Below are 15,782 nucleotides of genomic sequence, written 5' to 3' on the forward strand. Positions count from 1 at the left end.
TGTTCGTAAAGAAACACGAGCGTATCAAGGACGTCTTCAAGAAGAAATCAATCAAGATCGTGAAAACCATGGAAAGAAGCCTTTTCCACCAGATAAATTTGATAAGGAAGAAACCAAAGCAATTAAAGAAAGTACTACGGATCCTGAGAGTGGCTACTATGTGAAAGATGAACGAACAAAACAGTTTGCCTATTCATTCCATGCGGCCGCAGACGGCAACGGTTTTGTATTGGGAACGATTGTAACACCTGGTAATACACATGACAGTCAGATTTTGGAGCCACTTGTTGAGCAAGTGATTGAGAAAGTTGGAAAACCAGAAGCAGTTGCCGCAGATGCAGCTTATAAAACACCAGCGATTACAAGCTACCTATTTAACAAAGAAATCACACCTGCCTTTACCCTATAAACGTCCTCGTACAAAAGAAGGATTCTTTCGCAAACATGACTATGTTTACGATGAACACTTTGATTGTTGTACTGAAAGCAAAGACCATCAAAAAGTAGTGACACGGCATATCTGGCAAGCATATGTGGAAGAAGCAGATCATCTGCGTCATCATCAAGAGGTAAAACCTATATATGCGAAACGCAAAGAAACGATTGAGCGTGTATTCGCAGATGCAAAAGAAAAGCATGGTATGCGTTGGACTACTTTAAGGGGACTTAAAAAATTGTCGATGCAGGCGATGCTTACTTTCGCTGCCATGAATTTAAAGAAGATGGCCACTTGGACATGGCAAGGTCCTAAAACGGCTTAACATAGTGGCTCGAAGAGCCCAAATCTCGTAACCTTTGGTCAAAATTTCAAAGGAATTTCAAAAGGGGTTCGGAATTTTTTAATTCCGAACCCCTTTTGTCTACAAACTGAAAAAAGAGACGTTAAAGAACACGTCTCTTCTTCTTTTAACATTGTCCAATTACACGAGAAGACGTCATGAAACTAGAAGCTCCATTTCCATTTCTTCTTGAACTTAATGCTGCCGCTGCCGTGGCATCCGCGCTTGTGGGAGGAACACCGTTTCCTGCAAGTGTTCCTTTTTTTGCAGCCTGTTGATTTCCTGTTTCTGCTTGAGCGCCTTTGCGTGCCGCGAGTTGAGCTCCGTTTCCAGCAAGAACGTCTTTGTGTGTTGCGTGTTGACCGTTTCTTGCTAGAGCGGCGTTTCGTGCCGCAAGTGGACCGTTTCCTGCTTGTGCAACGTTTAGTGCTGCAAGTAGAACGTCTTTTTTTATCGTTTTTACGTGACGAGCGCCCTTTTGAGCGTGGGTCCTTGAACATGAAATCGCCCAATCCCATCGAATTGGCCCTATCAACAGCATTTTGTATATCACGAATGAAGTTTGACATAATAATAATCCCCCTTTCCATACGATAAACTATGCTGCTTGTACGTAATGTGCTAAAGATATTCGCACAGCCTGTAAAAAAATAGTTGCATTTTGGTGACGTCCTTCACTTTTTTCCATATTTTAATAGGAAAGTGAAAGGGAAGGGTTATATGAATGCTGACAAGAAGCTGCCCATGTATCAGCTGTTTATTCCACCTGTTAATTTAATGGAACTGCGCAGGGATATATGGTGCAATGATCCGCTGCCTGCAAAGCTAACCATCAACAAAAAGAAGCTGGATATTGATATTGTTTACCGTGGCTCGCATATCCGGGAGTTTCGGAAAAAGTCCTATCATGTAGTTTTTTATAAGCCACATACATTCAAGGGAGCAAAAGAGATTCATTTGAATGCTGAATATAACGATAAATCGTTACTGAGAAATAAATTATCGCTGGACTTTTTTGCGGATATCGGAACCTTGGCGCCTAAATCCCAGTTCGTACACCTGAATCTTAACGGGCGGGATGAGGGGATATATCTGGAACTGGAGTCCGTGGATGAATATTACTTGAAGCAAAGGAATCTTCCGGAAGGTTCCATTTTCTATGCAGTGGACGGCGATGCCAATTTTTCCTTAATGAGCGATTTGGATAAAGGAATCAAAAAATCTTTGGAGATGGGCTATCAAAAAAAATGCGGCACTGCAAAAGATGAATTATATTTACAGGAATTGCTCATCCAAATCAATACCATTTCAAGAGTGGATTTTGAAAAGGAAATCGTAAAATATATCGATGTGGATAAGTACTTGCGCTGGCTGGCAGGCGTCATCTTCACGCAAAACTATGATGGATTCGTTCATAACTATGCCTTGTACCGAAATGGTGCTACAGGACTGTTTGAAATCATCCCGTGGGATTATGATGCGACGTGGGGAAGGGATGTCAATGGAGAAGTGATGGAAGAGGACTACGTGGGCATCGCGGGGTTTAATACATTGACTGCCAGGATCCTCGATATAAGGGCATTTCGTCTTCAGTACCAAAGTCTTCTAAAAGAGATTATGGACACCCGATTTAACGTAAGTCATATGAAACCCATCATTATTGGGCTGCATGACCAAATAAGCCCATATGTCCCGAAAGATCCATATATTAAAGATCATCAGGATATTTTTGATAATGAGCCTGATTTCATCCTGAAATTCATAGAGAAACGTGCCAAATATATCAATGGCCAGCTGCATAAATTGGATTGAACGTTCCCTTTTCTTTAGATGTTGAATGAAATTGGGCAAAAACACCATGGAGCCTTCAAGTTTTTTTGTGCGATTCCATTTGCTTTTCTATACCATTACGGCTATGTTTGATAGAAAGATATAATCTAAAGAAAATGAAGGATGGGAATGGATTGACTAATCATAGCCGGATACCGGCCTATATATATACGTTTACGTGCACCCCTGACGAACGCTCATTATCCAAAATGGAGATGCGCTCGTTCTTTGGTTTTGAAACGGAAGGAAACATTTTGAAAAGCGATATAAAAATTGAACCGAGCAGAAGTCCTTTTATAAAAGGGCGTGTGGATGTCATGTTCGAAGGGGAGAGCATCTCCGAAATCGTTGAGCAAGTAAAGACCATTCATTTGCCGGATTCAACGTTCAAAGTGCTATTCGTAAAAATCAATGATTTGAATGAAGAAGAAAAAATAGATTATGATGGGCAGCGTGAAATCGAACGAGAGATTGGCTGGCACATCCAAGCGGAGGCGGATGTACGCAATCCTGATCAGGTGTTCGGAATCGTGCCCCTCGGCGGGCGTTGGTATTTTGGCGAGTATGTCAAACCTGATGCAATTTGGTTACATCATATGAAGAAGCCTCGAGAATATTCAACTGCCCTAAGCACAAGGGTGGCAAGGGCCATTGCGAACATAGCCGTTCCGCATCCTGATGGAGTGAAGGCCATCGATCCATGCTGCGGGATTGGTACCGTATTGGTAGAGGCGCTATCAATGGGGATAAATATTGTTGGGCGAGATATCAATCCGCTCGTTACAGACGGCTCTAGGGAGAACATTGCCTATTTTGGACTTGAGGGCGAAGTAACCACAGGTCCGATTTCAGAGGTCACCAGTAACTATGATGTGGCGATCATTGATATGCCCTACAATTTATATACGCATGCGACACCGGAGGATCAGCTCTCGATCCTTAAACATGCAAAACGTTTCGCTGACAAAGTCGTTGTCGTGACGATTGACACGATGGATCAGATGATTGGTGAAGCAGGGTTTGAAATTGCCGATCGATGTGTAGCGAGGAAAGGGATTTTCTCGAGACAGGTTGTAGTGTGCGTGTGAGAGTGCCAAAAAAGAAGGCTGAAATCTTTAATGGATTTCAGCCTTTTTGATGATTACATCGCTTGATAATGAACCACTTTTCCGATGACTTTCTTCGTGATTTTCCCCTGGTACTCCAAATAATCCAAGTGACCGATGATTTCTGACATGACAAGCGGGAATTGGGATACATACTTTTGCCTGTAAAATGCCTTTGCCAGCTCATTTCCAGAAGAAATTCCGTTTTCTATCATTGCCAAGATTTTTTGTGATTTCCTCTCGATGCCATTCAGCCTTTTTTCAATCAAAAGACTTGGCTGTTCAATGATATTCCCGTGACCAGGCAGAAGGAGATCAACCTGTAATGCCAAACATCGCTTCAAAGAGTCGATATGTTCGACAAGAGTCCGCATTCTATTGCCCTTATCATCAGGTTCGATCAAGGCGTTACTTGAAATATGCTCGATCAATAAATCACCGGAAAGCAGTCGATTTCCTTTTGGATCAAGAAAGGCGATTTGGTCCGGGGCATGCCCGGGAAATTCAATCACCTCAAAGTCAAACAAGTGTTTTTCGGTGATTCCAATGATGTCGCCATTCAACTTTTGATCTTTATTATGGTCGACCGCGTTGAAAAGGTAAGCCACCTGTTTATCGCCAAGTTCACCACAGCCCATCTCCAAATAAAGCTGTTTATAAAATTCAATGCGCATGCTTAAGAAATCGGGATCTCGTTTTAGGCGAGGAACGGCTTTAGGATGGGCATATACCGGAATCGGGTAGCGCGCAGTAATCTTATTGACCAAACCAACATGATCTCCATGATGGTGGGTTAACCAGATATCCCTGATATCCCCAATGTTCAAATCATTTTCCTTCAATGTGTGCTGCAAGGCATTCCAGCAAGTATCATCATTCATGCCTGCATCGATCAATGTTAAAGCGTCTGCCTTTTTCACTAAGTAAAAGTTTATGCTTTTTAAAGATAAAGCGCTCGGAGCGATGATTGGATAAATTTCAAAATCTGCATTCGTTTTCATGAAATTCCGGGATCCTCCTAAAGATAAACAAATTGGAAAACTAGTGAAATGACGAAATAGTAAGACTTTGTTATTCTATGATTAGTTGATTGAAAGGAAACTGTCAAGAAGAAGCTCCCATATGATCTGGATGAACTGTCCGATTATGGTTTTTTATGGGTGGATCGAATGAATCAATATAGGAGGTTATCAAGTGAGGCCGAAAATCTATATTACAAGGAAATTGCCGGAACAAATCATCGAAGGTTTAAGAAGGGATCATGACATCAGGATGTGGGAGGAAGAGGAGATACCGGTACCAAGGGAAGTCCTTGAAGAAGAAGTGAAGGAAGTGGATGGGCTGCTTTGCCTGTTGACGGAACAAATTGATAAGGCACTGATCGATCGGGCGGTTAAGTTGAAAATCATTGCCAATATGGCGGTCGGCCACAATAATATCGATGCGCACAGTGCCACGGAACGGGGCATCATGGTAACGAACACACCTGGGGTATTGACGGAAACGACAGCTGACCTAACCTTTGGCTTGCTGCTGGCAACGGCAAGAAGGATGATGGAGGCAGCCGATTATTTAAGAAGCGGAAAATGGGAAACATGGTCTCCCTTGCAGCTGACTGGGCAGGATGTACACGGTGCAACACTGGGAATCATCGGCTTGGGCAGGATAGGGGAAGCACTGGCCAAAAGAGCGAAGGGCTTTGATATGAATTTGGTTTATTTTAATCGAAGCCGTAAATATGAACAGGAAAAGAAATTGGGCATGAAATACCTCCCGCTTGAAAAGCTGCTTCAAGTATCCGATTTTGTGTGTGTCATGCTGCCGCTTACAAAGGATACCGCTTATATGATTGGCAAGGAGCAGTTGAAATTAATGAAGGGGACGAGTGTGCTCATAAATACGGCAAGAGGCGGGATCATCGATGAAAAGGCATTATATCATGCCTTGAAGAATCGTGAAATCTGGGCAGCAGGGCTGGATGTATTTGAAGATGAACCCGTTCCTGTCGAGCACCCGCTGCTAACATTGCCCAATCTGGTTACATTACCGCATATCGGGAGTGCCAGCATTGCCACAAGACTGAAAATGGCAGCCCTAGCTGTACAAAACCTGGCGGATGGATTGGCGGGAGATACCCCCCGAAATTTAGTATTGTTGAATAAAGCATAATCCGCGGACGGCCGGAAAAAGTGCGGGGAGGCTGGAAAAATCGGAGGCCGGCCGGAAAAAGTGCGATGTAGGTCGGAAAAATCGGAGGATGGCCGGAAAAAGTGTGGTTAAGGCCGGAAAAAATCGGAGGATGGCCGGAAAAAGTGCGGGGTGGGTCGGAAAAATCAGCGGACGACCTGAAAAATGCAGTGTAAGCCGTTTATCATCTGAAATGACTCCAAAAAGCGGTCATTTTTTATTGCCAGTACGGAAAAATGCACTGAAGTGGATTCCAATCTAAGGATTTGGGCGAGGTATATTTCAGATGAATTTCGCCGTTTTGCAGCAAAGGTAGACAGAGCGATAGGCAACCACATTGGGAGAATTCCAGATCAAGGGAGGCATACTTATCGTAAATTGTTCCGATCTTTTGTAAAATGAAGAAAGCGAAAAACAATTAGTTGAAAGGGATAGGTTAACGAATGATTGAAATGAAGGAAACGATATCGACAGGTGACGAAATGACTAAATCCAAAAGACTGCTTTTGGCACTTATGCTAGGTTCTTTTGCAGCGATTGGACCACTGTCACTGGATATGTATTTACCAGGTCTCCCATCACTGGCGGATGATCTGAAAAGCAGTACGTCCCTGGCACAGCTGAGTTTGACTGCCTGCTTGTTAGGGTTGGCACTTGGCCAAATGTATTTGGGGCCGCTAAGCGATGCGAAAGGCAGGCGCACACCGTTAATCATTTCTTTATCGGTTTATGGCCTTTCATCTTTGTTATGTGCCTTTGCTCCAACGATTGAATTGCTATTATTATTACGTTTTATCCAAGGCGTTGCGGGTGCGGGGGGCATCGTCATTTCAAGGGCCATCGTCCGTGATTTATTTTCAGGAACGGATTTGACCAAATTCTTCTCCATGCTCATGCTGGTTAATGGGGCGGCGCCGATTTTGGCTCCTGTGTTTGGGGGACAGCTTTTACAGTTCACTTCTTGGCGGGGCGTTTTCCTGGTGATTGCGATATTAGGTGTCCTGATGGTTGCCGCTGCCTTTTTCGGGATAAAGGAAACTTTATCGCCTAATTTCAGGAGCGCCGGGGGGATATACGACACAATCAGGACTTTTGGGAATTTAGTGGGTGACCGTGTATTTATGGGGTATGCCTTTTCACAAGGCTTCATAAGTGCTGCCATGTTCGCTTATATTTCCGGTTCTCCCTTTGTCCTCCAGAACATATATGGCGTTTCCCCACAGACATTCAGCTTGATTTTTGCAATGAATGGAGTGGGAATCATCATTGCCTCTCAAGTGGCAGGAAAGCTGGCAGGAAGGGTGAAAGAAGAAAAACTCCTTCAAATCGGATTATGTCTTGCCCTGTTTGGGGGGGTTTTCCTTATTGCCTCAGTGCTTTTCGAGATAGGGTTAGCAGGAATTCTAATCGCTCTGTTCCTCTCGGTTTCAAGCGTCGGCATCGTCGGTACGACGAGTTTTTCGTTAGCGATGCAAAATCAGAAAAAAACGGCAGGCAGTGCATCGGCCTTGATTGGATTGCTGCCCTTCATACTGGGCTCACTCATGGCTCCTTTGGTGGGCTTGGGTTCTGGCGAATCACCCCTGCCGATGGGAATTGTGATGGTAAGCTGTCATGCGATCGCCATGCTCGCTTACCTAATGCTTGCACGCCGCGGCTTAAGAAAGGTCGCTTAAAACAGCTAAAGAGCTGAAGTCCCTTGGTGGGATTTCAGCTCTTTTTGTTAAGGTTTCATGGATTATAATAGCGATTCTGCTCCGTCGATATAAACTTCCGTGCCGGTGACGTGGGAGGACATGTCAGAAGCTAAAAATAATACAAGGTCACCAGCCTGCTCGGTGGTTCCAGCTTTATTGGCTAAAGGCTGTGAGCCCTGCGGATATTCGATGGGTATCCTGATTTTCTCTAAGTGTTCATCTTCAGGGAAAGTATTGTCGTGGATGTTCGTATCGATTGACCCGGGACAAATGGTATTGACCCTGATTTTATATTTTGCCAATTCGAGCGCTGCCATTTTACCGAATGCGACCTGTCCAGCTTTGGAGGCGCTATAGGCGGAAAAACCAAAGTTCTTGAAAAATCGGTTACCATTGATGGAGCTGTTGATGACGATGCTGCCGCCCGTTTCCTTCATATATGGAATGGCGTATTTGATGGTGAGAAAGGTACCTTTAAGGTTAATGGTGTGCGTTTGATCCCAATCTTCTGGTTTGATGTCTTCAATTGGGGCAATCACGCCGTTGATGCCCGCATTAGCGAATACGAAGTCAATTTTTCCGAAATGGTCATAGGCAGCCTTGAAGGCATGTTCAACTTGCTCCGGCTTTGATACATCGGTTTTAATGATTAACGCTTCCCGGCCGAGATTTTCAACCTCTTCCTTCACCTTTTCAGCCTTTTCCACGGTGCGATCGAAAAAGATGATGTTCGCACCGTTTTCAGCTAGCTTCAGTGCTGCCCCCCGGCCAATTCCCGATCCTCCGCCGGTAATGATGGCCACCTTATTTTTCATTAAATCTGACATAACCTTCACACGCTCCTTTTTTAGTTTTCTTTCCCCTTTAGGGAGTATGTAGAAACCTCATGGCAGTGGTAATATAGGAAATTATATACGAATATTGCCTAAAAAATCCAATTTGAACCTTTGCCGTTAATCATTATGTTTTGTTTTTTTATGAATTGTCGGTATATTGAGTACATAATAAGTTAGCTTGAAAGGGGATAGGCTGTTGATACGAATAGGGGTAATAGGAACAAATTGGATCACGGAACGATTTTTGGAGGGGGCAAAGCATGTAGCGGATCTATCGTTAACGGCGGTATATTCACGGACGGAAGAGAAGGCTAAGGAATTTGCCGGGAAATATGGAGTTTCGACGATTTTTACGAATTTGGAGGAAATGGCCGCAAGCGATACGATCGACGCTGTCTATATAGCCAGCCCCAACTCCCATCATTGCAGGCAGGCAGTATTATTTTTACAAGCTAAGAAGCATGTATTATGTGAAAAACCAATGGCCTCAAATGCGGCCGAGGTGAAGCAAATGATCGAGGCCGCCCAACAAAATGGCGTGCTATTGATGGAAGCGATGAAATCAACGATCATGCCAAATTTCCGAAGCGTGCAGGAAAATATCGCGAAAATCGGCGAAGTACGCCGTTTTACGGCAAGCTTTTGTCAATATTCCTCCCGCTATGATGCGTATAAACAGGGTACAGTGCTGAATGCATTCAATCCGGAATTTTCGAGTGGTTCATTAATGGATTTGGGGATTTATGTCCTGTATCCGCTTGTTGTTCTATTCGGTAAACCGAATAAGGTGCAGGCAACAGGAACGATGCTTGAATCAGGAGTTGATGGGCAGGGCTCGATCTTGCTTTCTTACGATGATATGGAAGCAGTCGTCATGTATTCGAAGATCACCCAATCCGATCAGCCAACTGAAATTCAGGGGGAACTTGGAAGCATCTTAATACAGAAAATTTCAGGACCGGTTGCTGCAAGTATCCAGTACCGCGACGGAACCGCTGAAAATATTACGGTACCTCAGGATATGCCGTCGATGTATTATGAAGCGGAAGAATTCGTTGGATTGATAAAGCAGGGGAAAATGGAGTCCGATATAAATTCTTTCTCCCACTCACTATCGACGATGGAAATCATGGACGAAGCAAGACGCCAAATCGGTATCGTCTTCCCGGCAGACCGATCATAAGCCTTTAATGAGTACAGCCTCAAGTTGGAAGGGTATAAATGGATGTTACGGATTACCTTAAGGTGGGTACAATTGAGTACACGGACAATTTTATTGCTGGAGGAATGGACATGAAATGCAAAATTAATCGGAATGCAGCAAAGGTTCTTCATAATATGCTGAACACGGATGAAGCAAAAGGAAAAATGGTCCGTGTGTATATCACCCATATGCATGGTGACCATGCTCATTATGAGATGAAGCTGGATACACCCGCTGCGCATGATGAAATCGTCAAAACGGATAAAGATATTGATATTTTGCTGGACTCACGTGAGGAATTTCTTGACGGTGTCTGGATCAAATATTTTTACGTACCTGAAGAAGGCTTTGAAATTACTAATCCTTCTAAAGAACCGAACGGGCATCATCATCACCAGTAACAGTAGAATGTGAAGGGGGACAATTGGCATGAATCAAAAATACGAAAAGATTTTTCAACCATACAAATTTTCATCAGGGGTCGAAGTGAACAACCGGATCATGATGGCCCCGATGACCACCTATTCTTCAGATGATCATGGGGTGGTGACCGATGCGGAACTGGCTTACTACGCCGATCGTTCTGCAGGTGTAGGCGCAGTGATTACGGCGTGTGCTTATGTCATGGCCAGTGGCAAAGGGTTTCCGGGCCAATTAAGTGCAGATGACGATTCCTTTATCCCATCGTTAAAAAAATTGGCGGAAACGATTCAATCCAACGGATCAAAAGCCATTTTACAAATCTATCATGGCGGTCGCCAAAGCCCTCCGGAGTTATTGCCTGATAACCAGCCAGTTTCAGCCAGCGCCGTTGCTTCCAAAGAGGATGCACCGGTACCGCGGGAAATGAGTGAAGACGACATACAAGAAGTCATTACCGCATTTGGAGAAGCGACAAGAAGGGCGATTGAAGCAGGATTCGATGGTGTGGAAATCCATGGCGCCAATACATACTTGCTCCAGCAGTTCTTCTCGCCACACTCGAATCGCCGTTCCGATAAATGGGGAGGGACATTAGGCAAACGGCTCATTTTCCCGCTCACAGTTGTGAATGAAGTGGAAAAAACAGTTGCTGAGCATGCCAAGAAGCCATTTATCATCGGCTACCGTCTATCCCCTGAAGAAGGTAGCAATCCCGGAATTACTTTGGATGATACGCTGCAGCTTGTTGATAGATTGGCGAATCAAAATCTTGATTACCTGCATATCTCGGTAGGCCATTTCTGGAATGGTTCCTTCCGTGAGAGTGACAGGACCAAGTCACGGATCGTTAAAATATACGATAAAGTGGGCAACCGCATCCCGGTCGTCGGTGTAGGGGCACTGCATACTCCCGATGAAGTGGCAGAAGCTATGGAAACGGGTGTCCCTTTTATCGCCCTTGGCCGGGAGCTACTGATGGAGCCGCATTGGATCGAAAAAATCAGGTCAGGAAAAGAAATGGAAATACGAACGACGCTTTCCAAAAAAGATCAGGCCGAACTGGTCATTCCCGATCCGCTCTGGGAAAAGCTAATTGGGGTCAAGGGTTGGCTCCCGGTCGTGGATTGAATATGAAAATCAAGAGTGAAAAGAAACGTCCTCCATTCATTGGAGGACGTTTTTTTGAATGTCATCTCATTTTACTAGGATTCTTTCCTGAAAACTCCATTATTCAAATCTCAGCTACGGAATTTTGGATGATGTTTTCGGTTGGAATGATCGTATGTGGCTTCGTGTTTGGATCGTTCTGGATTTTTGCAAAAAGTATTTGTGTTGCTACATCTCCTAATTTCCTCACGGGAATCTCTTTACAGGTCAAAGATGGAGAAAGGAATGGATGTAAATTTGAATTGCTGTATCCTACAATGGATAGATCTTCCGGAATGGAAATACCATTTTCGGCGGCCATCTTATAGATACTCATCACTTTAAGATCATCCGTGGCAAAAATGGCCGTCGGCGGGTTATTTCCCAGCATTTTTTTTGCTGATTGATGGGCGGCATCAATGGTGTAACCGCTATTCACGATCCATTCATCCTTTAACGGGAGGCCATTTGCAATCATGCATGATTTAAATCCTTCCAAGCGATCGATGGAAACATGATAATCCAATGGAGAATGCAGGCAGGCAATATCGCTATGTCCTTTATCGATCAAGTATTGCGTCAAATCATAACTGTCCATAAAGTTATTCGTATCTACAGAAAAAACATTTTTATAATCTCCCTCAACCTTTCCAATGACTACTATAGGGATATTAAAGGGATCTATCTGCTGGAAAAAGGTCTCATCTGCAGGGGAACTTAACATGATAATCCCTTTTATGAACTTCTCTTTTATTTTCCGAATGCATTTTTGAAGCTCGTCCTGGCTGTTTTTTGCCGTCTGTAATATAACATCGAAGTTTTTATCTTCGGCATTGGTTGATATGGCATGGATAATATCAGAGAAAAATGGGTTATTAGCGGTAGTTTTGGTGGAACGAGATAGTACCATGATGGCATCAAATCCTGAGGAAAGGGCCCTGGCTAGTTTGCTGGGATGATAGTTCAGTTGTTCAATTGCCTTTAACACACGCTCACGCGATTCTTCAGAGATATTGCTTTGATTGTTGAGAACGCGTGACACGGTGGATTTTGAAACCATTGCAACACGGGCGATATCGTAAATGGTGTGTCCCAATAATGTTCTCCCCCTCCTGGTATGGTTCTGTATGATCTTTTCTTCTGGATTTTAAAGGTTCAATAGTAAATGTGGTGCATGAATGTTAAAGAGAGCGGTTTCATAGGGTAAATTATATGGGTGAAACGTGATGCTGGCAATAGAAATTTTAAAACCGGAAGGGATGCAGGCAGAGAAAGCCCTGTTTAGCCAGTATGCGAAAATTGAAAAAAATCAGGGATTCCTCTTTTGGTTTTCGTTGACAGAAAGCGCTTACTGTATTATATTTTGTTTGTGGGAGCGGTACCACGAATAAAATATCAATCTATCAATTTATGGAAACGGTTCCAAGGAGGAGGCGTATATGGAATATATCAAACAGAGGCTGTCTGCAATATATGGGGAATCTGATGCACAAAATATATGGACTAGCCTGAAAGAAAAGTTATTGAAAGCAAAACAAACCCATTATAAAGAACGAAAACAAAGATGGGATGAAAAAGATCTGGTATTAATTACGTATTCAGATCAATTCCGGGAGGAAGGAAAGCCGGCATTGGCGACATTTGAGAAGGTGTTTGATCGTTATTTGGCAGACCAATTCGAAATTGTCCACTTGCTTCCCTTTTATCCCTATTCGTCGGATGATGGTTTTTCGGTCATCGACTATAAGAAGGTCAATCCAATAGCAGGAGATTGGGGAGATGTAGAAAACCTATCCAAGAAAACGAGAATCATGTTCGATTATGTGTGCAATCATATTTCGGCAAAGAGTGAATGGTTTAAAGAATACATAAAAGGCAATCCCGAATATGCTCACTTTTTTACGGAGATGGAACCTGACACAGATCTGAGTGCAGTAACGAGACCAAGATCCACTCCAGTTCTCACCAAGTTCGAAATGGAAGATGGAGCAGAAAAATATATTTGGACGACGTTCAGTGAAGACCAAATTGATTTGAACTTCAAAAACCCAAATGTTTTATTGAGTATGATCGATGTCCTATTATTCTATATTGAGCACGGTGCTGAATATATCCGGCTCGATGCGGTAGGATTCATGTGGAAGGAAGTTGGAAGTACGTGCATCCATCTTGAAAAAACACATCAAATCATCAAACTATTCCGTGATATTGTTGAGGAAGTAGCGAAAGGAACGGTCATCATCACGGAAACAAATGTACCTCATAAAGATAATATTTCCTATTTCGGCAATGGAAGCGATGAAGCACATATGGTTTATCAATTTCCCCTACCGCCACTTGTGCTATATACAATCAACCGGGGCAATGGGAGCGCTCTCACAAACTGGGCAAGAAATCTGCAGCCGGCAGGCGACGAGACAACCTTCTTTAATTTCCTCGCTTCCCATGACGGCATCGGCTTGAATCCGATTCGCGGCATCATCCCGGAAGAAGAAATTCTTGCGCTCGTATCCGATCTTAAAGAAGAAGGAGCAAAGGTAAACTATAAAAATAATCCTGATGGCACACAAAGTCCATACGAAATAAACGTGACTTACTTGGACGCGTTAAATAAACGCGCGGATGATGATGAATTAAGGATGAAACGGTTCTTATCGGCACATTCCATTTTATTATCACTTCAAGGAGTGCCGGCGATATACATCCAAAGTATATTAGGATCCAGAAATGATTATGATGGCGTTGCCAAAACAGGAATGAACCGTTCCATTAACCGTCAAAAGTATAGTTTGGAAGAAATCGAAGCTGAGCTGACAAAACCTGGTACGTTGCGAAGCAAGATATATCGCGAATTAACGACCATCATTCAAGTAAGAAAAGCGGAAGCCTTATTCCATCCGGATGTGCCTATGGAGGTTTTGGAAAAAGGAGAAAAGATATTTGCACTCAAGAGGGGCACCGACTCCGGTGAAAGCCTTACCATTATTCATAATATTGCGAATGAACCGGTTGGTTTCGAATTATTGGGAGAATATGTAAATCTGATCACTGGGGAAGAAGTGACTTTCGCCGAAACTATAACACTGGATCCCTATCAATTCCTTTGGTTGAAATCAAGTAACTAGGAGGCAAACCGATGAAACTCAAAATCATGAGTGTAGCGTTGATCTTCGTTTTAAGCGTTGTATTATCAGCCTGCAGCGGAAGCAACAAAACAGGCACAGATGAGATCATAACGATCGAATTCATGCATTCTTCCGTTGAACAAGAGCGTCTGGCGGTGATCAACAAGCTGGTGGATAAATTCGAGAAAGAAAACCCGGCCATAAAAATTAAGCAAGTTCCGGTTCAAGAAGATGCATATAACACAAAGATCATCACGTTAGCGAGCGCCGGAAAGCTTCCTGCAGTCCTAGAAGTTGGCCAGGACTACGCAAAGGTAATGGATAAAGAGCAGCTTATCGATAAAGAGGCCGTTACCGAAACGCTTGAGAAAGCGGGTGAAAAAGACTTCTATGACGGCGCTTTAAAATTAATGACACCAGAAGATGGGAAGGGTTATACCGGAATTCCGATAAGTGGCTGGGTACAAGGAATTTGGTTCAATAAAGATATGCTGGCCTCCAAAGGTTTTGAAGAGCCGAAAAACTGGGAGGATGTACTGAAGGTCGCAAAGGCATTTACGGACAGCGGCAGTAAAAAGTACGGCATCGGCTTGCCGACCATCGAAGGAGGATTCTCGGAGCAAGCATTCTCTCAATTTGCGCTATCGAACAATGCCAATGTACTGGATGTCAATGGAAAGCTGGATATGAATAAAAAAGCAATGAAGGACGCGCTAACCTATTATAAAGAACTGGCCCAATATACGATGCCGGGATCAAATGATACCACTGAGGTAAAAGATGCATTCATGAATGGAACGACGCCAATGGCTCTATATTCGACGTATATCCTCCCTTCGGTTCATGCGGAAGGCGATGCAGACAATATTGGTTTTGCGATTCCTGAACAAAAAACAAAAGCCGTGTATGGTACGGTATCGGCTATCACCATTTCCTCTGGTTTGGAAGATGCACAAAAAGAGGCGGCAGAAAAATTCACGGCGTTTTTGTCAGAGCCGGAAAATATGACAGATTGGGTATTGATGTCACCAGGCGGTGCACAGCCTGTCAATAAAGCGGTTACGGAAAACGCTGCATATCAGGCCAATGAAGTGGTGAAATCCTTCGGGGATTTATCGACGGAAATTGCCACATCCTTTAACGATATCCAAGTCTTTGGTCTGGTCGGCGGGAAAAACTACACGAAAATGGGAGATATAACGAGCTCAGGCGCCATTTCGAAATTAGTGAATGAAATTACAGTTGGCGGAAAAAGCGTCGATGGTGAACTTGAAATCGCTGAAAAGAAAATTAAAGATGTCTTAAGTAAATAAGATTCAAGGAAAGGCAAAAACATCCGGCAAGATCCTCTATTTTAGTGAGTATGTCCAAGCTCTATACCTAATGAAGAGGGGAGCAAGATCCCTCGTCGATCAAAAGGGTCTTGGACATCTCTTAGGGGAAAACGGT

At 43.5% G+C, this 15,782-nt stretch carries 14 protein-coding genes and 1 pseudogene; 11 read left to right on the forward strand and 4 right to left on the reverse strand.

Annotated features, from left to right (window positions below; translation table 11 throughout):
- Positions 1-761, forward strand: a pseudogene (locus AS888_RS12400) (transposase); the annotation flags it as partial.
- A 182-nt stretch (positions 762-943) separates the two neighbouring features.
- Here the strand turns inward: AS888_RS12400 and AS888_RS12405 are convergent.
- A complete protein-coding gene (locus AS888_RS12405) occupies positions 944-1,369 on the reverse strand; it encodes a CotG/ExsB N-terminal domain-containing protein (RefSeq protein ID WP_397251683.1) in 426 nt (141 codons plus the stop codon).
- A 130-nt stretch (positions 1,370-1,499) separates the two neighbouring features.
- Between AS888_RS12405 and AS888_RS12410 the strand changes: the two genes are divergently transcribed.
- Together AS888_RS12410 and AS888_RS12415 are read left to right on the forward strand one after the other, a co-directional pair.
- Positions 1,500-2,591, forward strand: a complete 1,092-nt coding sequence (locus AS888_RS12410; protein WP_061142462.1) for a CotH kinase family protein — start codon at positions 1,500-1,502, stop codon at positions 2,589-2,591.
- Positions 2,592-2,725: 134 nt separating this feature from the next.
- Positions 2,726-3,697 carry a TRM11 family SAM-dependent methyltransferase gene (locus AS888_RS12415; protein ID WP_397251686.1) on the forward strand — a complete coding sequence of 324 codons (972 nt, stop codon included), beginning with the start codon at positions 2,726-2,728 and terminating at the stop codon, positions 3,695-3,697.
- Between the two features lie 53 nt (positions 3,698-3,750).
- Here AS888_RS12415 and AS888_RS12420 read toward each other — a convergent pair whose 3' ends face one another.
- Positions 3,751-4,716: an MBL fold metallo-hydrolase gene (locus AS888_RS12420; RefSeq protein WP_061142464.1), complete on the reverse strand. Its 966-nt coding sequence runs from the start codon at positions 4,714-4,716 to the stop codon at positions 3,751-3,753.
- A gap of 193 nt (positions 4,717-4,909) precedes the next feature.
- Between AS888_RS12420 and AS888_RS12425 the strand changes: the two genes are divergently transcribed.
- The 3 genes from AS888_RS12425 (at position 4,910) to AS888_RS12435 (ending at position 7,578) form a co-directional block, all read left to right on the forward strand.
- Positions 4,910-5,884: a 2-hydroxyacid dehydrogenase gene (locus tag AS888_RS12425; RefSeq protein ID WP_061142465.1), complete on the forward strand. Its 975-nt coding sequence runs from the start codon at positions 4,910-4,912 to the stop codon at positions 5,882-5,884.
- An 88-nt stretch (positions 5,885-5,972) separates the two neighbouring features.
- A complete protein-coding gene (locus AS888_RS26450; protein ID WP_061142466.1) occupies positions 5,973-6,164 on the forward strand; it encodes a hypothetical protein in 192 nt (63 codons plus the stop codon).
- 190 nt (positions 6,165-6,354) lie between these two features.
- Entirely contained in the window at positions 6,355-7,578 is a 1,224-nt protein-coding gene (locus AS888_RS12435) for a multidrug effflux MFS transporter (RefSeq protein WP_061142522.1), read from the forward strand.
- 62 nt (positions 7,579-7,640) lie between these two features.
- On the opposite strand, the gene AS888_RS12440 is transcribed toward AS888_RS12435, so the two are convergent.
- Entirely contained in the window at positions 7,641-8,426 is a 786-nt protein-coding gene (locus tag AS888_RS12440; protein WP_061142467.1) for an SDR family oxidoreductase, read from the reverse strand.
- Between the two features lie 205 nt (positions 8,427-8,631).
- Between AS888_RS12440 and AS888_RS12445 the strand changes: the two genes are divergently transcribed.
- The 3 genes from AS888_RS12445 (at position 8,632) to AS888_RS12455 (ending at position 11,190) form a co-directional block, all read left to right on the forward strand.
- Complete coding sequence (locus AS888_RS12445) at positions 8,632-9,618, forward strand: Gfo/Idh/MocA family protein (protein WP_061142468.1); 987 nt, start codon at positions 8,632-8,634, stop codon at positions 9,616-9,618.
- A 110-nt stretch (positions 9,619-9,728) separates the two neighbouring features.
- Positions 9,729-10,040 carry a hypothetical protein gene (locus AS888_RS12450; protein WP_061142523.1) on the forward strand — a complete coding sequence of 104 codons (312 nt, stop codon included), beginning with the start codon at positions 9,729-9,731 and terminating at the stop codon, positions 10,038-10,040.
- A gap of 28 nt (positions 10,041-10,068) precedes the next feature.
- Complete coding sequence (locus AS888_RS12455) at positions 10,069-11,190, forward strand: NADH-dependent flavin oxidoreductase (protein WP_061142469.1); 1,122 nt, start codon at positions 10,069-10,071, stop codon at positions 11,188-11,190.
- 103 nt (positions 11,191-11,293) lie between these two features.
- On the opposite strand, the gene AS888_RS12460 is transcribed toward AS888_RS12455, so the two are convergent.
- Positions 11,294-12,304: a LacI family DNA-binding transcriptional regulator gene (locus AS888_RS12460; RefSeq protein WP_155645473.1), complete on the reverse strand. Its 1,011-nt coding sequence runs from the start codon at positions 12,302-12,304 to the stop codon at positions 11,294-11,296.
- Between the two features lie 343 nt (positions 12,305-12,647).
- On the opposite strand from AS888_RS12460, the gene AS888_RS12465 reads away from it, so the two are divergent.
- Together AS888_RS12465 and AS888_RS12470 are read left to right on the forward strand one after the other, a co-directional pair.
- Positions 12,648-14,333 carry a sugar phosphorylase gene (locus AS888_RS12465; RefSeq protein WP_061142470.1) on the forward strand — a complete coding sequence of 562 codons (1,686 nt, stop codon included), beginning with the start codon at positions 12,648-12,650 and terminating at the stop codon, positions 14,331-14,333.
- 11 nt (positions 14,334-14,344) lie between these two features.
- Positions 14,345-15,646 (forward strand): ABC transporter substrate-binding protein, encoded by a 1,302-nt coding sequence (locus tag AS888_RS12470; RefSeq protein WP_061142471.1) that lies wholly within the window; start codon positions 14,345-14,347, stop codon positions 15,644-15,646.
- Positions 15,647-15,782: the final 136 nt, after the last annotated feature.

Origin of the sequence: Peribacillus simplex, from assembly GCF_001542915.1 — a bacterium.
In the GTDB taxonomy this organism is placed as follows: domain Bacteria; phylum Bacillota; class Bacilli; order Bacillales; family DSM-1321; genus Peribacillus; species Peribacillus simplex_B.